At 67.7% G+C, this 22600-nt stretch carries 17 protein-coding genes; 9 read left to right on the top strand and 8 right to left on the bottom strand.

The genetic code is table 11. The annotated features are described in order from the left end of the window. Positions 1–69: 69 nt before the first annotated feature. Positions 70–1206, top strand: coding sequence for a signal recognition particle-docking protein FtsY (gene ftsY / locus RZR99_RS27720; protein ID WP_323122969.1), 1137 nt, complete (start codon positions 70–72; stop codon positions 1204–1206). A 107-nt stretch (positions 1207–1313) separates the two neighbouring features. Here ftsY and maiA read toward each other — a convergent pair whose 3' ends face one another. Then, positions 1314–1958: a maleylacetoacetate isomerase gene (maiA, locus tag RZR99_RS27715; RefSeq protein WP_323122968.1), complete on the bottom strand. Its 645-nt coding sequence runs from the start codon at positions 1956–1958 to the stop codon at positions 1314–1316. Between the two features lie 384 nt (positions 1959–2342). On the opposite strand from maiA, the gene ybiB reads away from it, so the two are divergent. Together ybiB and leuA are read left to right on the top strand one after the other, a co-directional pair. After that, positions 2343–3326, top strand: coding sequence for a DNA-binding protein YbiB (gene ybiB / locus RZR99_RS27710; protein ID WP_323122967.1), 984 nt, complete (start codon positions 2343–2345; stop codon positions 3324–3326). Between the two features lie 408 nt (positions 3327–3734). Continuing rightward, positions 3735–5387: a 2-isopropylmalate synthase gene (gene leuA / locus RZR99_RS27705; protein ID WP_323122966.1), complete on the top strand. Its 1653-nt coding sequence runs from the start codon at positions 3735–3737 to the stop codon at positions 5385–5387. Between the two features lie 130 nt (positions 5388–5517). On the opposite strand, the gene RZR99_RS27700 is transcribed toward leuA, so the two are convergent. Then, positions 5518–5904: a nuclear transport factor 2 family protein gene (locus tag RZR99_RS27700; RefSeq protein WP_323123004.1), complete on the bottom strand. Its 387-nt coding sequence runs from the start codon at positions 5902–5904 to the stop codon at positions 5518–5520. Positions 5905–5944: 40 nt separating this feature from the next. Next, a complete protein-coding gene (locus tag RZR99_RS27695) occupies positions 5945–6514 on the bottom strand; it encodes an acyloxyacyl hydrolase (RefSeq protein WP_323122965.1) in 570 nt (189 codons plus the stop codon). Between the two features lie 366 nt (positions 6515–6880). Between RZR99_RS27695 and rpoH the strand changes: the two genes are divergently transcribed. The 6 genes from rpoH to RZR99_RS27665 all read left to right on the top strand — a co-directional run bounded on the left by rpoH (position 6881) and on the right by RZR99_RS27665 (position 14500). Beyond that, entirely contained in the window at positions 6881–7816 is a 936-nt protein-coding gene (rpoH, locus tag RZR99_RS27690; RefSeq protein WP_323122964.1) for an RNA polymerase sigma factor RpoH, read from the top strand. Between the two features lie 322 nt (positions 7817–8138). Beyond that, the gene (gene cydP, locus RZR99_RS27685) at positions 8139–8405 is read left to right on the top strand and encodes a cytochrome oxidase putative small subunit CydP (RefSeq protein WP_323122963.1); all 267 of its coding nucleotides are present in this window, start codon (positions 8139–8141) and stop codon (positions 8403–8405) included. Further along, positions 8395–9972, top strand: coding sequence for a cytochrome ubiquinol oxidase subunit I (locus RZR99_RS27680; protein ID WP_323122962.1), 1578 nt, complete (start codon positions 8395–8397; stop codon positions 9970–9972). Before cydP ends, RZR99_RS27680 begins: the two co-directional genes overlap by 11 nt. A gap of 31 nt (positions 9973–10003) precedes the next feature. Further along, positions 10004–11140: a cytochrome d ubiquinol oxidase subunit II gene (gene cydB / locus RZR99_RS27675; protein ID WP_323122961.1), complete on the top strand. Its 1137-nt coding sequence runs from the start codon at positions 10004–10006 to the stop codon at positions 11138–11140. Between the two features lie 67 nt (positions 11141–11207). Then, the gene (gene cydX, locus RZR99_RS27670) at positions 11208–11330 is read left to right on the top strand and encodes a cytochrome bd-I oxidase subunit CydX (RefSeq protein ID WP_323122960.1); all 123 of its coding nucleotides are present in this window, start codon (positions 11208–11210) and stop codon (positions 11328–11330) included. 656 nt (positions 11331–11986) lie between these two features. Then, a complete protein-coding gene (locus RZR99_RS27665) occupies positions 11987–14500 on the top strand; it encodes a family 20 glycosylhydrolase (protein ID WP_323122959.1) in 2514 nt (837 codons plus the stop codon). A gap of 262 nt (positions 14501–14762) precedes the next feature. On the opposite strand, the gene nagE is transcribed toward RZR99_RS27665, so the two are convergent. From nagE to RZR99_RS27640, 5 genes are all read right to left on the bottom strand, one after another. Continuing rightward, complete coding sequence (nagE, locus tag RZR99_RS27660) at positions 14763–16505, bottom strand: N-acetylglucosamine-specific PTS transporter subunit IIBC (protein ID WP_323122958.1); 1743 nt, start codon at positions 16503–16505, stop codon at positions 14763–14765. Between the two features lie 86 nt (positions 16506–16591). Beyond that, entirely contained in the window at positions 16592–19180 is a 2589-nt protein-coding gene (gene ptsP / locus RZR99_RS27655) for a phosphoenolpyruvate--protein phosphotransferase (protein WP_407655511.1), read from the bottom strand. 16 nt (positions 19181–19196) lie between these two features. Continuing rightward, positions 19197–20204 carry an SIS domain-containing protein gene (locus RZR99_RS27650; protein WP_323123002.1) on the bottom strand — a complete coding sequence of 336 codons (1008 nt, stop codon included), beginning with the start codon at positions 20202–20204 and terminating at the stop codon, positions 19197–19199. Then, the gene (nagA, locus tag RZR99_RS27645) at positions 20197–21300 is read right to left on the bottom strand and encodes an N-acetylglucosamine-6-phosphate deacetylase (protein WP_323122957.1); all 1104 of its coding nucleotides are present in this window, start codon (positions 21298–21300) and stop codon (positions 20197–20199) included. The genes RZR99_RS27650 and nagA overlap by 8 nt, the downstream gene beginning before the upstream one ends. A gap of 91 nt (positions 21301–21391) precedes the next feature. Next, positions 21392–22126 carry a GntR family transcriptional regulator gene (locus RZR99_RS27640; protein WP_323122956.1) on the bottom strand — a complete coding sequence of 245 codons (735 nt, stop codon included), beginning with the start codon at positions 22124–22126 and terminating at the stop codon, positions 21392–21394. Between the last annotated feature and the right edge of the window lie 474 nt (positions 22127–22600).

Below are 22600 nucleotides of genomic sequence, written 5' to 3'. Positions count from 1 at the left end.
TCGGCTCCGGTGGTTTCGGCTCCGGTGGTTTCGGCTCCGGTGGTTTCGGCTCCGGTGGTTTCGGCTCCGGTGGTTTCGGCGGCTCCGGTGGTTTCGGCTCCGGCGGGTTCGCCTCCAGCAACGGCAACTCCCGCGCCCGTAGCTCCGCCCCCGGCGGTGTCCGCTCCGGCGTCCCCCGTCCCGGCCGCTCTCGACGCCACGGCATCCGCGCCGTCGATGGTCGTCACGGTCACCTCCACCGGCACCGGCCGCGACGAAGTCGTGGAAACGGTCGAGATCGTGCCGCCGCCCGCGCCCGAACCCGCCGCGAAGAAATCGTGGCTCGCACGCCTGAAGTCGGGGCTGTCGAAGACAAGCTCGAGCATTACCGGCGTATTCATCAGCACGAAGATCGACGAGGATCTGTACGAGGAACTCGAGACCGCGCTGTTGATGTCCGACGCGGGCGTCGATGCAACCGAATACCTGCTCGAAGCACTGCGCGAACGAGTCCGCACCGGGCGTCTGACCGACCCTCAGCAAGTGAAGGCCGCGTTGCGCGACTTGCTGGTCGAACTGCTGACCCCGCTCGAAAAGACGCTGATGCTCGGCCGCGCGCAGCCGCTCGTGATGATGATCGCGGGCGTCAACGGCGCGGGCAAGACCACCAGCATCGGCAAGCTCGCGAAGCATCTGCAGCGCTTCGACCAATCGGTGCTGCTCGCCGCCGGCGATACGTTCCGCGCCGCCGCGCGCGAACAGCTCGCGATCTGGGGCGAACGCAACAACGTGACCGTCGTGCAGCAGGAAAGCGGCGATCCCGCCGCGGTGATCTTCGACGCGGTCGGCGCCGCGCGCGCGCGCAAGATCGACGTGATGATGGCCGACACCGCCGGGCGCCTGCCGACACAGCTGCACCTGATGGAAGAGCTTCGCAAGGTGAAGCGCGTGATCGGCAAGGCGCACGACGGCGCGCCGCACGAAGTGCTGCTCGTGATCGATGCGAACACCGGCCAGAACGCGCTCAGCCAGGTGAAATCCTTCGACGACGCGCTCGGCCTCACGGGCCTCATCGTCACGAAGCTCGACGGCACCGCGAAAGGCGGCATCCTCGCCGCGATCGCACGCCAGCGGCCGGTGCCGGTGTACTTCATCGGCGTCGGCGAAAAGGTCGAGGACCTGCAGCCGTTCAGCGCGGAGGAATTCGCGGACGCACTGCTCGGCTGACCGCCGTCCGCCGCGGTGTCGCGGCCCGTCTTATCGAACGGGGCGCCTCGCGAGGCGCCCCGTTTCGTCATCTGCTCCGGTGCGAAGTCGCACGCACCGCAAGGTCGTCACTCGGCATCGGGCTGCACGCCCGGCGCGGCCGCCTGGAACGCGTCGAGCGTCATCGCGTGATCGTGGATGCGCCGGATCGTCGGGAACGGCGTCATGTCGATCGAGAAGCGCTGCGCGTTGAATACTTGCGGCACCACGCACAGATCGGCGAGCGTCGGCGTGTCGCCGAAGCACAGCTTGCCCACCCGCGGCTCCTGCGTCAGCCGCGCTTCCAGCGTCCTGAAGCCTTCCTCGATCCAGTGGCGGTACCACGCGTTCTTCGCCGCCTCGTCGACGCCGAGCGTGTGCTTCAGATACTTCAGCACCCGAAGATTGTCGAGCGGGTGGATCTCGCACGCGATCTGCAGCGCGATCGCGCGGACATACGCGCGATCGAGCGGTGCATGCGGCAACAGCGGCGTTTCGGGATACGCTTCGTCCAGATACGCGATGATCGCCAGCGACTGCTGCAGCGCCACGCCGTCGTCGACGAGCGTCGGCACCACCGCGTCCGGATTCAGCGCGCGATACTCGTCCTTCAGTTGTTCGCCGCCGTCGCGCAGCATGTGCACCGGCACGTAGTCGAACGCCAGCTTCTTCAGATGCAGCGCGATGCGCACGCGAAATGAAGCCGAACTCCGGAAATAGCCATACAGTTTCATCCGTCCCCCCCTCTCTCTCTGTCTCAATCCATCGTCGTCCGCCCGGACGGCCCCACACTCGGCATGGCCCGCCACCCGCTACAGGCGGCCGGCACGATCCGGCGGCTCCATGAAATGCGCCCATGCGCGCGCCGAGCGGAGCCCCCCCGCCCGGCAAAGGAGCAAAGTGTAGCGCGCATCCCGGCCCGGCTGCGCAGCGGCGACACATCGCGCGCGGCAGCGCGCACCACCCGTCCGCGAGCGCCGACGCAGGCCTCCGGTGCGAGCCCCGCGGCCGCGCGAACTTGCCAGAACCGTGCAAATGCGGTACTGAATGGGGTTCCTGCATACCCGAGCCGCGCCGCCCGATCGCCGAGACGACGCTGCCGCGCTCCCCGTTCCTCGATGACCGACTCCCAAGACCCGACCGCCGCCGCCCCCGAGCCCTTTCCGTGCGCCCGCTTCATCAAGGAAATCGGACGCGGACCGAACGGCGCGCGCGCGCTGTCGGCCGACGACACGCTCGCGCTCTACGGCGCGATGCTCGACGGCCGCGTCTCCGACGCGGAACTGGGCGCGATCCTGATCGCGTATCGCCTGAAGGGCGAGACGGCCGACGAACTGGCGGCAATGCTCGCCGCCGCGCACGCCTCGTTCGAGCCGGTCCGAGTCCAGGACGGCGCGTTCCACCCGGTATCGATCCCGAGCTACAACGGCGCCCGCAAACAACCGAACCTCGTGCCGCTGCTCGCGCTGCTGCTCGCGCGCGAAGGCGTGCCGGTGCTCGTGCACGGCGTCGCGCAGGATCCCGGCCGCGTGACCAGCGCGGAGATCTTCGCCGCGCTGTCGATCGCGCCGTCGCAGTCGCACGACGAGATCGAGGACACGCTCGCCGAACGCCGCGTCGCGTTCGCGCCGATCGAAACACTCGCACCGAAGCTCGCGCGGCTGCTCGCGATGCGGCGCGTGCTCGGCGTGCGCAATTCGACCCATACGCTCGTCAAGATCCTGCAGCCGTTCGATCCCGCGGGGCTGCGGCTCGTGAACTACACTCATCCGCCGTATCGCGAAAGCCTCGCTCAGCTATTCCTCGACCACCCCGCCGTCGCGACCGGCGGTGCGCTGCTCGCGCGCGGCACCGAGGGCGAGGCGGTCGCCGATACCCGCCGCCAGGTTCAGGTCGACTGGCTGCACGACGGCCGCTGCGACACCCTGATCGAGCCGGAACGCTCGTCGGCGCACGCCCCGCCCGTGCATTTGCCGGAATCGCGCGACGCGGCCACCACCGCCGCCTGGACGGATGCTGTGATGCGCGGCGAGATCCCGATCCCCGACGCGCTCGCGCGCCAGGTCGACACCATCGTCCGGCTCACGCGCATCGCCGTGTGAACCCCGCGCCGCGGGGCACGACGGCCTCGCGACCGCCCCGCCGGACACACCGCGAGATCCCGGCGATTGACAGCGCCCGCCGTCTTCGCATAGAGTTGACGTCATGCGTTCCTTTCAGAACACCCTCCGAATTACTTCCGGCCGCCTAGCGCGGCCGCTATCGCTACGACTAGCGTAAAGCTGTCGTAGCGCCGTGCGATGTCAGCACGGTCCCTCCTTAGCTGTTCCTCGCCGTACCTTCTCGTAGTTTTTTAAAACCCGTAGTCGTCAGCCGTCGTCCGTCCATCCGTCGGGCGAACCGCGAAGATCTTCCGCATCGCCACGCTATCCGGCGTGACGTGCGCCGGCCGCGTCCACCGACGCCGATGCCGACCTTCTTCGCTCGCGACTTACCGCCTCGAGGCCAAGATGAAGCGCAACCCCGCCGACAAATACCGACCGTTCGAGCCTGTCCGCATCCACGGACGCAAATGGCCCACGCGCACGATCGAGCACGCTCCCATCTGGATGAGCACCGATCTGCGCGACGGCAACCAGTCGTTGATCGAGCCGATGAGCATCGAACAGAAGCTCGAATTCTTCGACATGCTGGTCGGGATCGGCTTCAAGGAAATCGAAGTCGGTTTCCCGTCGGCGTCGCAAACCGACTTCGATTTCGTACGCAGGCTGATCGACGAACGGCGCATTCCGGACGACGTGACGATCGAAGTGCTCGTCCAGTCGCGCGAGGATCTGATCGCCCGCACGTTCGATGCGCTGGAAGGCGTGCCGCGCGCGATCGTGCACCTGTACAACGCGATCTGCCCGTCGTTCCGCCGCGTCGTGTTCGGGCTCTCGAAGGACGAAGTGAAGGCGCTCGCGGTCGAAGGCACGCGGCTCATCAAGGCACACGCGCAGGCGCGCCCCGCGACGCACTGGACCTACCAGTATTCGCCCGAAACGTTCAGCATGACCGAGTTGCCGTTCGCCCGCGAGGTGTGCGACGCGGTCGCGCAGACCTGGCGGCCGACGCGCGACCACAAGATGATCGTGAATCTGCCCGCCACCGTCGAAGCGGCGTCGCCGAACGTGTTCGCCGACCAGATCGAGTGGATGGACCGCAACATCGGCTACCGCGACAGCATCGTGCTGTCCGTGCATCCGCACAACGACCGCGGCACGGCGGTTGCCGCGGCCGAGCTGGCACTCCTCGCCGGTGCCGACCGGATCGAAGGCTGCCTGTTCGGCAACGGCGAGCGCACCGGCAACGTCGATCTCGTCACGCTCGCGCTCAATCTGTACACGCAGGGCATCGACCCCGGCCTCGACTTTTCCGACATCGACGCGGTGCGCCGCGTCGTCGAGCGCTGCAATCAGATCCCGGTTCATCCGCGCCATCCGTACGCGGGCGATCTCGTGTTCACGGCGTTCTCGGGCTCGCACCAGGACGCGATCCGCAAGGGCCTCGCTCAACAGCGGCCCGACGCGATCTGGGAAGTCCCGTACCTGCCGATCGACCCCGCCGATCTCGGCCGTAGCTACGACGCGGTGATCCGCGTGAACAGCCAGTCGGGCAAGGGCGGCGCCACCTTCCTGCTCGAACGCGGGATGGGCTTCACGCCGCCGCGGCGCGTGCAGATCGAGTTCAGCCACGCCGTGCAGGCGCTCGCCGACCACTCGGGCGAGGAAGTGACGGGCGACACGATCTGCGCGCTCTTCTCGCGCGAATACCTGGAGACGACGGGGCCGGCCGCGCGCACGGGCGGCTCGGTCAGATGGCAGGACCGCGACATCCCGCTCGCCGGCACGGCGGCGGACGACGCCGCGCCGGCCGACGTCGCGCAACGCGCCGCCGTCGCATTCGGGGCGGCGGCGGGCATCGCGATCGAGCTCGCGTCGTGCGACGTCGAACGCTCGACGGACGGCCGCACCGCGGTATTCGTCGGCTGCAAGGTCGGCGGCGCCGCGCTGCGCCACGGCGTGGGTACCCACCAGGATGCGAGGGTTGCCGCGGTCGACGCGGTGGCCAGCGCGATCAATCGGTCCGACTGGAGCCGCGCGGATCGCCGCGCGGCGGCCTGAGGCGGGAGATCAACGGACAGCGGGCGATGCGCCGCCTCCCGTGCGCCGCGCGATCCGCGCCGCACGGGCACAAGAAAAGCGGCCGACGAGGCCGCTTCGGGCGAAACATGAGAACAGGCGCGACGAGCGCCTATGTTTCGGTTGCGCATCGCGTCGCCTGCCATGCCAGCAGGCGCCACTGTCCGCGTTCCTGGGTCTGCACGGCCGTGTACGCGATCGGGAACACGAGGCCGCCGTTGTTGGCCTCCATCTCGATCAGCGCGCGGCCGGTGACGATGAAGGTCTCGTCGCCGACGGGCAGCACGTCCTGGGACTGGATCTCGATCTGCCGATAGCGGCGCCGGCCCGCCGTGATCGCATCGATGAACTGCTGCTTGGTTTCGCGCTTGCCGTTGGTATGCACGTAGCAGACCTTGTCGGACAGCAGGATGTCGAGCGCCTCGCCGTCGCCGTCGACCATTGCGCGAAACCGGTCGCGCTCGAGCGCGCGGATCGCATCGATCACCTTCGCCACCATCGCCAGACTCCTCGACTTCATCCGCGTTGCCGCGCACCGATCAGAAGTTGTATTGCAAGTAGAGCTGGCTGAAATTTATACCAGGATTCGGGTCTTTGATACCCGCGTTGGACTCATGCTGGAATCGAAAGCCCGCCTGATACTGCTGACGATTGCCGAATTGCGCGCCGATCCCCACCATGTCGGCGAACTGGAACGAGGTCGACATCGAGTAATGCGTCGAAATAGTGGGATGCGACAGGAAGCGGATCCCGGCGCCCGCCTCGAAGAACGGACGAATCGCGCCGGAGCCCTTGATGAAGCGAAATACCGGCGTCGCGCCGATTTCCACGATGTCGCTGTGAACCGCGTGATCGCCGGTGTACCACCAGTTCGACACGTGGCCCTCGACGACGAAGGCGAAATGCCAGCCGCCGATTTCCCACCAGCTCCACTGCGGATCCCAGACCACGCCGAGATCGGCCTTCTTCACGTCGTGGTTCGCGATGCCGCCCGCCAGCTGCACGCCCCAGCGGTCGGCGCGAGCGGCGCCGGCGCCGCCCAGGAGGACGAGCGCCGCCGTCGCCTGCGCGATCAGCCGTCCCGCCCGGATCGTGTTCTTATTGTTCATGCCCCAGACTCCCACAACGTGGATCGAGTAGAGCCTCGCCGCCACCCATGCAACGGGCCCAAACGAACTGAATCTTAGAGTAAAGGACTTTTCCGATCGGCGTCGCCTTGCGAAATGGTTTGCTTCTGTATTGACAAGAATCGGAAGGCTTTGCCCAAATCTTCGGAAAAACAATACGTTAGGCCGCTTACCCGAAATCGTGGGATCATGAGACATCTATCGGGATCACAAAATCGATAGCAAATCGGGAACTTGAATGCCCCGAGGGTTTCTAAGGATTTAGCACTCCATTGGCGAGAGTGCTAAGATGCATCGTGGAATCGCCCAATTACGGGGCTTGTCCCTGATTCCAAAGGAGTTTTCTACGTGAGCAACGCATTGACCCTTCCGAACACCCTGCGCCCCGCGACGGCTAAGGCCGCATCGGCAGGCTCGTTGACGCTCGCATCCAATTCGATGCTGCCGGGCCAGTTGGGCAACATCGACGCCTATATCCAGGCGGTCAACCGGATTCCGCTGCTGACGCCCGAAGAGGAGCGCCGCTACGCGACCGAATTCCGCGACCAGAACAACCTCGATTCCGCTCGCCACCTGGTGCTGTCGCACCTGCGGCTCGTCGTGTCGATCGCGCGCAACTACCTCGGCTACGGGCTGCCGCACGGCGACCTGATCCAGGAAGGCAACATCGGCCTGATGAAGGCGGTCAAGCGCTTCGATCCCAACCAGAACGTGCGTCTCGTGTCGTACGCGATTCACTGGATCAAGGCGGAAATCCACGAATACATCCTGCGCAACTGGCGGATGGTGAAGGTGGCGACCACCAAGGCGCAGCGCAAGCTGTTCTTCAATCTGCGCAGCCACAAGAAAGGCACGCAGGCGTTCACGCCGGAAGAGATCGACGGTCTCGCGCAGGAGCTGAACGTGAAGCGCGAGGAAGTGGCGGAAATGGAAACGCGCCTGTCGGGCGGCGACATCGCGCTCGAAGGCCAGGTCGAGGACGGCGAGGAATCGTACGCGCCGATCGCCTATCTCGCCGATTCGCACAACGAGCCGACCGCCGTGCTGGCCGCGCGCCAGCGGGACATGCTGCAGACCGACGGCATCGCGCAGGCGCTGGAGTCGCTCGACGCGCGCAGCCGCCGCATCATCGAGGCGCGCTGGCTGAATGTCGACGACGACGGTTCGGGCGGCTCGACGCTGCACGATCTCGCCGCCGAGTTCGGCGTATCGGCCGAGCGAATTCGCCAGATCGAAGCCAGTGCGATGAAGAAAATGCGCACCGCGCTCGCCGAATACGCTTAAGCATAGTCATTCGCTTAATTCGACCGAAAAGCCCGCTGTCACACGACAGCGGGCTTTTTTTTCGATCCGATTTCTTTTGGTCCGAATGATTGACCAGTCGCGCCGGGAATTACAGCCGGCCCATCCCTATCCCGCATCGACTTGAGCTAGCTCAAGGTTCCGCGTCCATTTCGCGACGGAGTGCCGCAGCGCGGCGCGCCGGGATTCTCCACTGTGCTCGTAAAATTGGTATATCCGGTGGAAAGGCACTACAAATGCATACAGTGCATCATTCGACCGGAGTCGGTCGGCAACAACCGGCCTTATCCAAAAGATACGCACCTTGATACTCATCAACAAAAAAGCTTCGCCCCGCACCGCCCCGCCCGGCTGGCGGGCGCGCATCGCCGCCTGGGCCCGGGGGCCCACACTGGCCCGCGACATCGCGATCGTGCTGGCCGTCAAGCTGGTCCTGCTGATGGCGCTCAAGTACGCCTTTTTCAATCACCCGCAGGCCGAGCACATGTCGTTGCCGCCTGCCGTCGTCGCCGAGAAGCTGCTCTCGGTGCCGGCCTCCGATTCTTCTCAGGGAAACCACCATGATAAGTAGCGAAGTCGTCGATCTGTCGCGTCTGCAGTTCGGCATCACGGCGCTCTACCACTTCCTGTTCGTTCCACTGACGCTCGGGCTGTCCTGGGTGCTGGTCATCATGGAAGCGGTGTACGTGATGACCGGCAAGCAGATCTACAAGGACATGACCCAGTTCTGGGGCAAGCTGTTCGGGATCAACTTCGCGATGGGCGTGACCACCGGCATCACGCTCGAATTCCAGTTCGGCACGAACTGGTCGTACTACTCGCACTATGTCGGCGACATCTTCGGCGTGCCGCTCGCCGTCGAAGGGCTGATGGCGTTCTTCCTCGAATCGACCTTCGTCGGACTGTTCTTCTTCGGCTGGAACCGGTTGTCGAAGGTGAAGCACCTGATCGTCACGTTCCTCGTCGCGCTCGGCTCGAACCTGTCCGCGCTGTGGATCCTGGTCGCGAACGGCTGGATGAACAACCCGGTCGGCGCGGAGTTCAACTACCAGACGATGCGCATGGAGCTGACCAGCCTGTTCGACGTGCTGTTCAACCCGGTCGCGCAGGTGAAGTTCGTGCACACGGTGTCGGCGGGCTACGTGACGGCCGCGATGTTCGTGCTCGGCGTGTCGTCGTGGTATCTGCTGAAGAAGCGCGACACCGATTTCGCGCTGCGCTCGTTCGCGGTCGCGGCGGGCTTCGGCCTCGCGTCGACGCTGTGCGTGATCGTGCTCGGCGACGAATCCGGCTACACCACCGGCGAAGTGCAGAAGGTCAAGCTCGCGGCGATCGAATCGGAGTGGGAAACCACGCCGGCGCCCGCGTCGTTCACGCTCATCGGTCTGCCGAACCAGAAGGAGGAGCGCACCGACTACGCGATCCGGATCCCGTACGCGCTCGGCCTGATCGCGACGCGCTCGATCGACGAACCGGTGATCGGCCTGAAGGACCTGATCAAGCGCAGCGAGGATCACATCCAGAGCGGGATGATCGCGTACGCCGCGCTGCAGAAGCTGAAGGAAGGCGACACGAGCGCCGCGACGAAGGCGACCTTCGACCAGCACAAGGAATATCTCGGCTACGGGCTGATGCTCAAGCAGTTCACCGCGAACGTCACGGACGCGACGCCCGAACAGATCAAGGCGGCGGCGAAGAAGACGATCCCGCCCGTCGCGCCGGTGTTCTTCTCGTTCCGGATCATGGTGTTCCTCGGCTTCCTGTTCCTCGCGACCTTCATCGCGGCCTTCTGGTTCTGCGCGCGGCGCGAGCTGCTGCAGGAAAACCGCCGCTGGTTCCTGCGCTGGGCCGTGTGGGCGATCCCGCTGCCGTGGATCGCCGTCGAGGTGGGCTGGGTGGTCGCCGAACTCGGCCGCCAGCCGTGGACGATCGCCGGCGTGCTGCCGACCCACCTGTCCGCGTCGAGCCTCACGCCGACCGACCTGTATCTGAGCCTCGCCGGCTTCATCCTGTTCTACACGGTGCTGTTCATCATCGAGATCACGCTGATGTTCAAGTACGCGCGGCTCGGCCCGTCGTCGCTGCATACCGGCCGCTATCACCACGAGCGGAAGGCGGTCGCCGGCTCCGCCGCATGACGGCGCCTTCGCACTCGAATAAGGAATCGCTATGGACTACGCAACTCTCAAAGTGATCTGGTGGCTCCTGGTGGGCGTGCTGCTGATCGGCTTTGCCCTCACCGACGGCTTCGACATGGGCGCGACCGCGCTGCTGCCGTTCCTCGGCAAGACCGACGACGAACGCCGGATCATCGTCAACACGGTCGGCGCGACCTGGGAAGGCAACCAGGTCTGGCTGATCACCGCGGGCGGCGCGATGTTCGCCGCCTGGCCGCTCGTGTATGCCGCATCGTTCTCGGGCTTCTACTTCGCGATGCTGCTCGTGCTGTTCGCGCTGTTCTTCCGCCCGGTCGGCTTCGACTACCGCAACAAGCGCACCGACCCGCGCTGGCGCGCGGGCTGGGACTGGGGCCTGTTCGTCGGCGGTTTCGTTCCCGCGCTGGTGTTCGGCGTCGCGTTCGGCAACCTGCTGCAAGGCGTGCCATTCGTGTTCGACACCGATCTGCGCGTCACCTACCACGGCGGCTTCTGGGCGCTGCTGAACCCGTTCGCGCTGCTGTGCGGGCTCGTCAGCCTCACGATGCTCGTCGCGCACGGCGCAGCCTTCATCAAGATGAAGACCGACGGCGTGATCGCGCGCCGCGCGTCGATCGCGCTGCGGGTCTCGTCGCTCGTCGCGGTCGTGCTGTTCGTGCTGGCGGGCGTACTGATCGCCTCGTATGTCGGCGGCTATCACATCACGCAGCCCGCGCCCACCGATTCCGTCGCGAACCCGCTGCTGAAGCAGGTCGCGGCCGGCTCCGGCCTGTGGCTCGCGAACTACGGCGAGTATCCGTGGATGATGGCGGCGCCGATCGTCGGCATCGCGGGCGGCGTGCTCGCGCTGCTGCTTGCCGCGTCGAGATTCGAGAAAACGGCGTTCATCTGCACCGGACTGATGATCACCGGCGTGATCCTGACCGCGGGCTTCTCGATGTTCCCGTTCATCATGCCGTCGTCGCTGGACCCGCGCAGCAGCCTGACCGTGTGGGATTCGACGTCGAGCAAGCTGACGCTCGAGGTGATGCTGTTCGCGGTAATCGTGTTCCTGCCGCTGATCCTGCTCTACACGAGCTGGGTGTATCGCGTGATGCGCGGCAAGATCACGCCGCAACTGCTCGAAGAAAACAAGCATTCGATGTACTGAGGCCGCCCCGGGCGCCGTTTCACCCGCGTCCGCCCGGGCCCCGGTACGATTCAAAAGGAGTCTGACCATGTGGTACTACAGCTGGATCCTCGGCATCGGCGTCGCGCTCGCGTTCGGCATCGTCAACGCGATGTGGCTCGAAGCGCGTCAACAGGCGGCCCCCGCCAAGGCCGGAGACGACAACCGGTAGCCGTAGTCCGCCGATCCCGCGGCGCACCCGCGCCGGAGACAAGAGGGCCCTCACGATGTGAGGGCTTTTTTGTTTTTTGACGGTCCGTCGAGCGGCCCGGGCTCGGGCCGCCGACCGGAATCGTCCGTCCGCCCGGTTCCGCGGCCGCTCCCCGCGCACCGCGGCTTGTTCCCCGTCCCGTCGCTCCTCTCCCGCCATTTTTAATGCCAATTCAATCCCAAATTAATACCACTTGAACACCAATCATCGGTTTTGTAAGATCAACGGAAAGGCCGACGACAGGCCCCATCCACCCTCGTGGAGGAGACGTGAAGAATTCCCTTCCGGTGTGCTTCGTAGCGCCCTCCGCATCCGTCGATGCGCGGCCGGGCACGACCGTTCGCTTCACTCCCGCCACCCCTTCGCATCGGCCGCCGACGGTTTCGCCCGGCGGGAGCACGCCCCACCCTCTGCTTGATCCTCGCGGCACCGCCGGCCAATGAGCGCGCGCCGCGCCGCGCGCCGCCGGCCCTTCACCCGCCAGGGCCGGCCCGAACCCGATCCGTGATCGCCGCGGCAGCGCGCATCACGGCGCGCGCCTTTCGTCTTCCGCTTCCTTGCATCGCCACGACGTAACGCCTCCGGCGTCGTATCGCCGGCTTCTTGAAGGAATACCCATGAACCGTATGCACTTCCTGGCCGCGAGCCTGCTCGCCGCCGCCGCATGGCTCCCCGCGCCCTCGATCGCGCAGCTGCCGCCCGGCGCCTCGATCGCGCAGCTGCCGCCCGGCGCCTCGCCCGGCGGCAACGCCGTGCCGGGGTCGCCGTCCGCGAATCCCGCGGCGCTCGCCGCCACGCTCGCCGACAACCTCGCGCTGCGGGTCGCCGTCGACAACAACAACGCCGCCGCCGCGGGCGTGCCCTGCGCGGATCTCGGCGCCGACGGCGCAAGCTGCGCCACCGGCCGGCTGATCTTCAGCGATCGCGGCCACGCGCGCGTCGACGGCAACGGCGCGAAGCTCTACCTGCACAGCATTCGCCGGCTGCTGCGCATCGATCACCCGGGCTTCGCGCTGCGCCACCTGACGGGCGACCTGTACGAGCTGACGCCGCGCCCCGGCGCGCTGAAGCTCGCGCCGGGCGAACGCCTCGAAGTGCCGTTCGTCGCCGAGTACTGGCTGCGCCGCTACAGCGACGTGCTGCCTCGACCCTATGTCGTCGTCGCGGGCGCGCCGCCCGCCGTGCTCAAATACGACGACACCGACGACGAGCTGCGCTACGTCGAAAAGCTGCCCCCCGATGCGCAGAGCAACTCGACCGGCACCGCGCCGCCCGCCGTCGCGCAGCCGGTCGCGGCGCGCGCACTGCCCGCCGTCAAGCGGCAGCGCATCGGCGACGCCACGCTCGACGTGCGCGGCGTCGAACTGTCGCTGCCGGATCTGTCCACCGCGCATGTCGCCGCGCTGCGCGACCGCGCGGACACGCTCGGACTCTACGGCTCGGGCGTCCCGGTGCGGGGCGGCGTCGCGCCGCGCCGGCTGCCCGCCGACATCGCCGTGCCGGGCGGCTACCGGCTGACGATCGCGCGCCGAGGCGTGACGATCGAAGGCTACGACCCGGCCGGCCTGTACTACGGCGTCCAGACCTTGTTTTCGCTGACGCCGGCGGGCGGCGGCCCGATTCCGACGATGGTCGTCGAGGACGCGCCGCGCTTCACGCATCGCGGCATGCATGTCGACCTCGCGCGCAACTTCAAGCATCCCGCCACTCTGCGCCGGCTGATCGACCAGATGAGCGCCTACAAGCTCAACCGGCTGCACCTGCATCTGTCCGACGACGAAGGCTGGCGCATCGAGATCCCGGGCCTGCCGGAGCTGACCGCGATCGGCGGACGCCGCTGCCACGATCCGAGCGAATCGTCCTGCCTGCTGCCGCAGCTCGGCTCCGGACCGGACAACCGTTCGGGCGGCGGCTACCTGCGCCGCGACGAGTACATCGCGCTGATCCGCTACGCCGCGGATCACTTCGTCGACGTGATCCCCGAAATCGACATGCCCGCGCACGCGCGGGCGGCCGTCGTGTCGATGGAAGCGCGCTACCGGCGGCTGCATGCGGCGGGCCGCGAGCGCGAAGCGAACGCGTATCGCCTGCTCGATCCGCAGGACACGTCGAACACGCTGTCGGTCCAGTTCTACGATCGCCGCAGCTACATCAACCCGTGCGCGCCGGGCGCGCTCGCCTTCGCGTCGAAGGTGATCCGCGAGATCGCGGCGATGCATGCGGACGCGCAGGTGCCGCTGCCGATCTGGCATTTCGGCGGCGACGAGGCGAAGAACATCCTGCTCGGCGCGGGCTTCCAGCCGCTCAACGGCACCGATCCGAACAAAGGCCGCATCGATCTCGCGGCGCAGGACAAGCCGTGGGCGCGCTCGCCGATGTGTGCCGCGCTGCTGCAACGCGGCGAAATCCGGTCGATCGACGAACTGCCGACGCGCTTCGCCCGCCAGGTCAGCACGCAGGTGAGCGCGAACGGCATCGACACGATGGCCGCGTGGCAGGACGGCCTCAAGCACGCGAACGGACCGCAGGACTTCGGCACCCGCAGCGTGATGGTGACGCTGTGGGACACGCTGTTCTGGGGCGCGGCCGACAGCGCGCGGGACTGGAGCGCGAAGGGCTACCGCACCGTGCTCGCGCTGCCCGACTACCTGTACTTCGACTTCCCGTATACGACCAATCCGCGCGAGCGCGGCTACTACTGGGGCTCGCATGCGACGGACGAATACAAGGTGTTCTCGCTCGCGCCGGAGAACCTGCCGCAGAACGCCGAGGTGATGGCGGACCGCGACGGCACTCCGTTCGAGGTGACGGGCACGGGGCCGGCGCCGCGCATCGAGGGGATGCAGGGGCAGGCATGGGGCGAGGTGATGCGCAACGACCCGTTCCTGGAGTACATGGTGTATCCGAGGCTGCTGGCGCTGGCGGAACGCGCGTGGCACCGCGCGGACTGGGAGCGGCCGTATGCGGCGGGCGTGCGCTACAAGCTCGGCGACACCCATCTGGTCGACAAGGCCGCGCTCGCGAACGACTGGGCGGGTTTCGCGACGGTGCTCAAGCAACGCGAACTGGAAAAGCTGCGCCGCGCGGGAATCGGCTATCGCACGCCGACCTTCGGGCTGGCGGACAACTGAGCCGGGACGGGTAGTGCATGGCGGGTCGCACGCGGCGCGATTGCGGTGCGTGCGGCCGTCGCGATATCCATGGGAGGCGATGCGTATAGATGCCGAAACAAAAAAATGGACAGATCAACGGATACCCTGATACGACGTCTCGGGATTGCGTGCTCTCGCGCCCCTCTTTAATGGCGCCCACGAAAAAAACGGCTTGCGAAACTCGCAAGCCGTTTTTCCTTCCTCGACCGGCCCCCTGATTCCGGAGCCGGCCTCACCCGCGTCAGGCCGGCTGAGCCGCCGTCCCGCCGCCCGTCGACGGCAACCGCGCCGCCAATTGCTGCGCGTAGCGCTGCGCCGCCTGACCGCACACGATATGGAACGTGTCCGCCGCCACCCACGCGACGTCCAGCGTCGCGAGACGCTGACGGTCGACCGCCGACGGATCGCGCACGACCACGCGCAGGCGCGTCGTCGCCACCGCGTCGAGCGACGCGACATTGGTCGCGCCGCCGAACACCGCGAGCCAGCGGGCCGGATCGGGATCGAGCGGGCCCGCTTCGCCCGCCGCGACCGGCGCGGCGGCTTGCGCCGCCTGGCCCGCGCCGGCACCGATCGCCGCGCGGATCTCGTCGGCGATGATGTCCGCCTCCGGTCCGATGATCACCTGCACGCTGCCGCCGCCGCGCTTCAGCACGCCGCGCGCGCCGATCGTCTTGAGGTCGGGCTCGGACACCTTGTCCGGATCGACGACCGACAGGCGCAGGCGCGTCGTGCACGCATCCACCACCGACAGGTTCGCCGCGCCGCCCAGCGCCGCGATGTAATGCTGCGCGCGCGACACGCTCGCACCCGCCGTCGGCGACACGAAGCCGCCGGTGCCGAACGATGCGACCTGCGCGTCCGCCGCGCCCGGCTCGCGACCCGGGGTCGCCATGTTGAACTTGCGGATGAAGAAGCGGAACAGCCCGTAGTACGCGGCGCCGTAGGCAAGCCCGAGCGGGATCGCGATCCAGCCCTTCGTCGACAGCCCGTAGTTCAGCACGTAGTCGATCGCGCCCGCCGAGAACGTGAAGCCGAGCTTCACGCCGAGCAGCTGGCAGATCGCGAGCGACAAGCCCGTGAGCACCGCGTGGATCACGTACAGCACCGGCGCGAGGAACATGAAGCTGAATTCGATCGGCTCCGTCACGCCGGTCAGGAACGACGTGAGCGCCATCGAGAACAGCAGCCCGCCGACCACCGCGCGGCGCTCCTTCGGCGCTTCATGGAACATCGCGAGACACGCGGCCGGCAGGCCGAACATCATGATCGGGAAGAAACCCGCCATGAAACCGCCCGCGCTCGGGTCGCCCGCGAAGAAGCGGTGCAGGTCGCCCGTCACCGCCGCGCCGCCGCCCGGCGGCGTGAACGTGCCGAACACGAACCACGCGAGCGAGTTGATGATGTGGTGCAGGCCCGTGACGAGCAGCAGCCGGTTCAGGAAACCGAATACGAAGGTGCCGATCGCGCCCGCGGTCGTGAGCCATTGCCCCGCCGCGTCGATCGCATGCTGAACCGGTCCCCAGATGAAGCCGAACACGATCCCCAGCAACACGCACACCAGCCCCGTGATGATCGGCACGAAGCGCTTGCCGCCGAAGAACGCCAGGTAGTCGGGCAGCTTGATGTCCTTGTAGCGGTTGTACAGCAGCCCCGCCGTCACCCCCGCGACGATCCCGGACAGCACGCCCATGTTCAGCTTCGGATCGATATCCTTCATGATCGCGACTTCGATCAGGTAGCCGATCGCGCCCGCGAGCGCCGCGACGCCGTTGTTGTCCTTCGCGAAGCCGACCGCCACGCCGATCGCGAACAGCAGCGGCAGGTTGTCGAAGATCGCGCCGCCGGCGTCGGCGATCATCTTGATGTTGAATACATCCGGCTGGCCGAGGCGCAGCAGGATGCCCGCGACCGGCAACACTGCAATCGGCAGCATCAGCGCCCGGCCCAGGCTCTGTATCTTCAGAAACGGGTTCCCGTCCATTCAGTCCTCCAATCCTTTGTCTCGTCGTTGACTTAATAGCTCTGTGGTTGAAACGGCTCGCGATCTCGCCGGACGCCGGACGATGTTCAGTCCAGCGGCCAGATCTCGCGGCTTGCTGCTCTTACCGCCTGTGCCGAATCGAGCGCGAGCGCATCCTGCGCGCGCTGCCGGCACAGTTGATAATCGAGGCGGCGCACCCGCGCCTTGATGCCCGGCACCGACACCGGGTCCACCGACAACTCCGTCACGCCGAGACCGACCAGCAGCGGCACCGCCACCGGATCGCCGCCCAGCGCCCCGCACACGCCCACCCATTTGCCGTGTTTCTCCGCGCCGCGCACGGTCGCGTCGATCAGCCGCAGCACGGCCGGATGCAGGCCGTCGGCGAGCGCCGCGAGATCCGCCTGGCAGCGGTCCATCGCAAGCGTGTACTGGGTCAGATCGTTGGTGCCGATCGACAGGAAATCAGCGTGCAGCGACAGCTGGTCCGCCAGCAGCGCGGCCGACGGCACCTCGATCATCACGCCGACTTCCACGGGTTCGGCGCGGCCCATCGCCCGCGCGAATTCGTCGATGCGCTTGCGGATCCGCACCAGCTCGCCCGCGTCCGTCACCATCGGCAGCAGGATCCGCACCGAGCCGAACGGCTTCACGGCGAGCAGGCCCTGCAACTGGTCGTCGAGCAGATCGGGGCGCACCTGCGCGAGCCGGATGCCGCGCAGGCCGAGCGCCGGATTCGGCTCCGGCGGCAGCGTCAGATAGTCGACCTCCTTGTCCGCACCCACGTCGAGCGTGCGGATGATCGCGGTACGGCCCTGCAGCACGTCGACGATCGATTGATAGCTCTGCTGATGTTCGCTCGTGGTCGGCGCCGCCTGGCGGTGAATGAACATCAGCTCGGTGCGCAGCAGCCCGACCGCGTCGGCGCCGTTGTCGACCGCGGTGTTCGCGTCGTCGAGCGTCGCGATGTTCGCCGCGACCTCGATCGCGCGGCCGTCGCTCGTCACCGCGGCCTCGCGCGACGTGCGGCGGTTCGCCTCGCGCACGCCGGCCAAGCGCTGGCGCTCAACTCGCGCGCGCTCGACGTCGAGCGCCGTCGGCGCATGTTCGAGCCGGCCCGCGCTCGCGTCGACCACGACCTGCGTGCCTTCCGGAATCGCATGCAGCGCGTCGCCCACCGCGACCAGCGTGGGAATGCCGAGCTGGCGCGCGATGATTGCCGCGTGCGAGGTCGCGCCGCCGCGTGCCATCACGAGCGCCGTCACGCGCTCGCGATCGAGCGACGACAGATCGGACGGCGTGAACTCCTCCGCCGCCAGCACCGCCTCGTCGGGCAGCTTGCGCGCCGCCGTGTTCGCATAGCCGAGCGCGCGCAGCACGCGCTTGTCGATGTCGCGCAGGTCGGCCGCGCGTTCGGCGAGCAACGCGTCGTCGACGTTCGCGAGGATGTCGATCTGCGCGCGGATCGTCGCGCGCCACGCATGGCCCGCGCTCTTGCCAAGGCTGATCAGATCGCGCGCGGCGTCGATCAGCGTCGGGTCCTCGAGCAGCACGCGATGCACCGCGAAGATCCCCGCCTCGCCGACCGCGCCCCGCTGCGACGCGTCGCGCACCGTTTCGTCGAGTTCGGCATCGACGTCGGCGAGCGCCTTGTCGAGCAGGCGGCTCTCGGCGGCGGGCGTGCCGTTCGCCAGTTCCGGCGGCGCCAGATCCGCGTCGTCCCAGCGCACCAGCGCGCCGACCGCGATGCCGGGCGCCGCGCACACGCCGGCAAGCGTATTCGGATCCAGCGGCACGCCGGCGCTTTTCGCGACGGCGCGCGGCGCGGGCGGCGCGGCGCGCGCCGGCTTCTCCTCGACTTCGCCGTGCGCTTCGCGCAGCAGTTCGTGTGCGATCGCGTCGACCGCCTGCGCGGCCTGCGAACCCGTGCCGACGAGCTCGATCGTCGCGTGCTCGCCCGCGCCGAGGCCGAGCAGGCCCACGACGCTCTCGATCGCCGCCTTGCGTCCCTCGAAATGAACCTCGACCCGCGCATCGAGCCCGCGCGCGGCTTCGCGCGCCCGCGCGGCGGGCCGCGCATGCAGGCCGCCCGCTTGCGTCAGCGTGATCGACTTGCGCACTTCGGCGGCCCCGGCACCGACTGCAGCCGGTGCCACGGCCTGCGCCGCCGCGCCCTGCGCCCGCAACGCGAGAAGGGGCGTCTCGCCCGCCTTCGCCATGCCCGCGCCGGCGCGCTCGACGATCGCGAACGCATCCGAATTCGCGATCGCGATCACCGACACGAGGCTATGCGCGGAACGCGCGACCAGATCCTGGTCGAACTCGATCAGCAGGTCGCCCGCGGACACGTGCGCGCCCTGCTCCACCTTGGCGGTAAAGCCTCCGCCGTTCAGTTCGACCGTGTCGATGCCGACGTGCAGCAGAATCTCCGCGCCTTGCGCGGTGGTGATCGTCACCGCGTGGCAGGTACGCGCCAGATGCGACACCACGCCCGCGCACGGCGCGACCAGCTTGCCTTCCAGCGGATCGATGCCGATGCCGTCGCCGAACATCCCGCCGGAGAACACCGGATCGGGCACGTCGGCCAACGGAACGACCGGCCCCGTCAACGGAGCGAGCAGCACAATCTGATCGTGGGGTGCGTTCTTCAACAGGGACTCCTCGGCGCGTCTCATCGGCGTTCTCGGCTAATCAATGTGTTTCGGTGACTTTGTTCAGATGGCGCGGCGTATCGGGATTGCGGCCGCGCGCGACGGCGAGATCTGCCGCCATCACATAGAACGAAAGAATGGCGGCGATCGGGTCGAGCGCCGGGTGGGCGGATTGCGCGAGCGGCAGATTCGCATCGGGCGTGCCGGCGGGCGCGGCAAGCAGCACCCGCGCGCCGCGCGCGCGCATGTCCCGCGCGAGCTGCAGCAGGCCGTCCTGCTCCGGCCCGGGCGGCGCGAACACCAGCAGCGGGTAGTCGCGGTCGATGATCTCCATCGGGCCGTGCCGGACTTCCGCGCTCGAGAACGCCTCGGCCTGGATGCCCGAGGTTTCCTTCAGCTTCAGCGCCGCTTCCTGCGCGATCGCGAGGCCGAGGCCGCGGCCGATCACGATCATCCGCTCGACGTCGTGCAGCTCCGCGATGGCGGGCGACCAGTCGAGTTCGCCGGCCTGCCGCAGCACGTCCGGCAGACCGCGCAGCGCGGCGATCAGCGCGGCGTCGCGCTGCCAGAACGCGACGATCTGCGCGGACAGCGACAGCATCGCGATATAGCTCTTGGTGGCGGCCACCGACAGCTCGGGACCGGCAAGCAGCGGCAATTGGTGCTCGCAGGCGTCGGCGAGCGGCGACGGCAGCACGTTCACGGCGGCGACGGTCAGCGCCCCCGCGTCGCGCAGCGCGGCCATCGTATTGACGAGATCCGGGCTCTTGCCCGATTGGGAGAACGCCAGCGCGAGCTGCTGCTCCACCTTCAGCGGCGCCTGCTGCAACGTCGCCACCGACATCGGCAGCGATGCGACCGGTACCCCGAGGCGGCTCATCGTCAGGCTCGCGAAGTAGCTCGCGGCATGATCGGAGCTGCCGCGCGCGACGGTCAGCGCGACCTGCGGCGCATGCGCCGCCAGGTGCGCGGCGAGCGCTTCGACGCGGGTGGTATCGGCGAGCTGCGCGGCCACGACCTGAGCGGCTTCGCGCGCCTCTTTAAGCATATTCGACAATCGATTCTCCTTCGACAAACGTACTGGTCAGATTCAGGTCGCGGTCGAACACCGCGAGATCGGCCCATCCGCCGCGCGCGATGCGGCCGCGGTCGGTGACGCCGAGATAGTCCGCCGCGTAGCGCGACATCCGGTTCGACACGTCGGCGATCGGCAGGCCCAGCGACACGAGATTGCGCAGCGCCTGATCCATCGTCAGCGTGCTGCCCGCGAGCGTGCCGTCGGCGAGCCGCACGCCGCCCAGGCACTTCGTCACGCGCTGGCTGCCGAGCCGGTATTCGCCGTCGGGCATGCCGGTCGCGGAGGTGCTGTCCGTCACGACGTAGAGGCGCGGGATCGAGCGCAGCGCGACGCGGATCGCGCCCGGGTGCACGTGCAGCAGGTCGGGGATGATTTCCGCGTATTCGGCGTGCGCGAGCGCCGCGCCGACGAGGCCCGGATTGCGGTGATGCAGCGGCGACATCGCATTGAACAGATGGGTGAAGCCGCAGGCGCCGTGCTTGAGCGCGCTCACGGCGTCGTCGTAGGTGCCGAGCGAGTGGCCGAGCTGCACGCGCACGCCGCGCGCGGCCATCTCCGAGATGATCTCGATGTGGCCGGAAATTTCCGGCGCGAGCGTGACGACCCGGATCGGCGCGATCGCCAGGTACCTGAGCACTTCGTCGAGCACCGCCGATACCGCCGCATCGGGCTGCGCGCCGAGCTTGCCCGGGTTGATGTACGGCCCTTCCAGATGCACGCCGAGCACGCGCGCGCCGCCGGGCGTGCGGGTGCGCGCGACGTTGCCGAGGCCGGCGACGACCTTCATCAGCTCCTCGCGCGGCGCGGTCATCGTGGTCGCGAGCAGGCTCGTCGTGCCGTAGCGTGCGTGGGTGCGGGTGATCGTCTCGATCGCGTCGCCGCCCTCCATCACGTCGGCGCCGCCGCCGCCATGCACGTGCAGGTCGATGAAACCCGGCAGGATGTATTGGGCGTCGTTCCGGGCAGGATCGACGCGTTCGCCCGACAGCGCCGTGATCCGGCCGTTCTCGAATTCGAGCGTGCCGTGGATCCAGCCTTCGGAGGTGAGTATGTTTCCGGTCAGCATGACGTTCTCTTGGTGATCTCGATGACGCGTAAAGGGTAGTGCTGCTTGCTGCGAGAGGGTAAGCGCCGGGCCGCGCGGACAGTCTGTCGTGTCAGCGTTTCAACTCGGCGACGAAGTCGTAATAGTCGTCACGGCAATAGGTTTCGCTGACTTCGATCGCACGCTGATCGGCGCCGTAGCCGATCCGCGTGATGACGAGGAGCGCCGAGCCCGGCGCCACGTCCATCCATTTGGCGATGTCGCGCGTCGCGTTGACCGCGCGAAAGTGCTGCAGCGCGCGCACCACAGCCGCGCCGCGCGCCTCCAGATAGCTGTACAGCGACGCGCCGAGCGCCTGCGGGTCCGGCACGAACGCCGCGGGCAGCGTCGAATGCTCGACCGCCATCACGATGCCGTCGGCGCGCCGCAGCCGTTCGAGCCGCGCGACCGTCGCGCCGGGCGCGAGGCCGAGACGCGTGATCTCGTCGCGGCTCGCGGTGCGCAGAATCCGCTTCAGCCACACCGAATCCGGCTTGAAGCCGCGCTGCTCCATTTTCGCGGTGAAGCCGACCAGTTGCGACAGCGGATCGGCGACGCGCGGCGTGATGAAGCTGCCCGCGCCGTGCGCGCGGCGAATCAGCCCTTGCTCGACCAGCAGCGACAGCGCCCGCCGCGCGGTGATCCGCGACACGCCGACCGACACCGACAGCACCCGCTCCGACGGCAGCGCCTCGCCGGCCTGCCATGCGCCGCCGTGAATCGCGCTCGCCAGACTGCGGGCCAGCTGCAGATAGAGGGGGGTGTCGCTGCGCGCATCGGGCGTCAGCGCCGACCAGCCGATTTTCATGGATCTCCGATGAGCGTTGGCGGACGTGAACCGTCCTGAGGCGAGGCCATTATATAACCAAACTAATACCAGTCAATTTACCTCGGGCGAGCGGTGAGAAATCGCCGAAAGCGTTGCCCAGCGGGCGAATCGGCGCGCGCAAACCCTTTATTTACAATGCTTTGAAGGATAGGGATTTACCCGCACTCCGCTCGTCGCATGACGGATCGGCTGCACCATCGTGGGTGAATTTTCACTGAAATGAGACCGGAATAGCACCAGTGGCGCGCACTGGTATGCATGGTAGGAATCGGATGCGAAGTGCCCTCGCCGTGCCGGGCCGAATCGCAACCGCGATTGCGCGCGACACGCTCGGCCAGGCGCCGGTTCGTCCGAACCGGCGCCGTGTCACGCTCCACCAAAGAAAAAGCCCGCCGGGCTTGCCTGCGGGCTTGGGGGTGCGATACGCGGATCAGGCCGGCTGCGCCGCCGAAC

Origin of the sequence: Burkholderia alba (assembly GCF_034721475.1) — a bacterium.
GTDB lineage: Bacteria > Pseudomonadota > Gammaproteobacteria > Burkholderiales > Burkholderiaceae > Burkholderia > Burkholderia alba.
Note: the sequence above shows the minus strand (reverse complement) of the source record. Positions and strands in the feature narration are given on the sequence as shown.

What these genes read in the sequence shown, in the direction of transcription:
- RZR99_RS27700 (WP_323123004.1), bottom strand. Translation starts at nt 5,904, where the DNA reads ATGGTGGCGAAGGTGATCGATGCGATCCGCGCGCTCGAGCGCGACCGG.
- RZR99_RS27650 (WP_323123002.1), bottom strand. Translation starts at nt 20,204, where the DNA reads ATGCTTAAAGAGGCGCGCGAAGCCGCTCAGGTCGTGGCCGCGCAGCTC.
- nagE (WP_323122958.1), bottom strand. Translation starts at nt 16,505, where the DNA reads ATGGACGGGAACCCGTTTCTGAAGATACAGAGCCTGGGCCGGGCGCTG.
- ybiB (WP_323122967.1), top strand. Translation starts at nt 2,343, where the DNA reads ATGACCGACTCCCAAGACCCGACCGCCGCCGCCCCCGAGCCCTTTCCG.
- ptsP (WP_407655511.1), bottom strand. Translation starts at nt 19,180, where the DNA reads ATGAGACGCGCCGAGGAGTCCCTGTTGAAGAACGCACCCCACGATCAG.
- leuA (WP_323122966.1), top strand. Translation starts at nt 3,735, where the DNA reads ATGAAGCGCAACCCCGCCGACAAATACCGACCGTTCGAGCCTGTCCGC.
- RZR99_RS27640 (WP_323122956.1), bottom strand. Translation starts at nt 22,126, where the DNA reads ATGAAAATCGGCTGGTCGGCGCTGACGCCCGATGCGCGCAGCGACACC.
- RZR99_RS27695 (WP_323122965.1), bottom strand. Translation starts at nt 6,514, where the DNA reads ATGAACAATAAGAACACGATCCGGGCGGGACGGCTGATCGCGCAGGCG.
- maiA (WP_323122968.1), bottom strand. Translation starts at nt 1,958, where the DNA reads ATGAAACTGTATGGCTATTTCCGGAGTTCGGCTTCATTTCGCGTGCGC.
- cydB (WP_323122961.1), top strand. Translation starts at nt 10,004, where the DNA reads ATGGACTACGCAACTCTCAAAGTGATCTGGTGGCTCCTGGTGGGCGTG.
- RZR99_RS27665 (WP_323122959.1), top strand. Translation starts at nt 11,987, where the DNA reads ATGAACCGTATGCACTTCCTGGCCGCGAGCCTGCTCGCCGCCGCCGCA.
- nagA (WP_323122957.1), bottom strand. Translation starts at nt 21,300, where the DNA reads ATGCTGACCGGAAACATACTCACCTCCGAAGGCTGGATCCACGGCACG.
- RZR99_RS27680 (WP_323122962.1), top strand. Translation starts at nt 8,395, where the DNA reads ATGATAAGTAGCGAAGTCGTCGATCTGTCGCGTCTGCAGTTCGGCATC.
- cydX (WP_323122960.1), top strand. Translation starts at nt 11,208, where the DNA reads ATGTGGTACTACAGCTGGATCCTCGGCATCGGCGTCGCGCTCGCGTTC.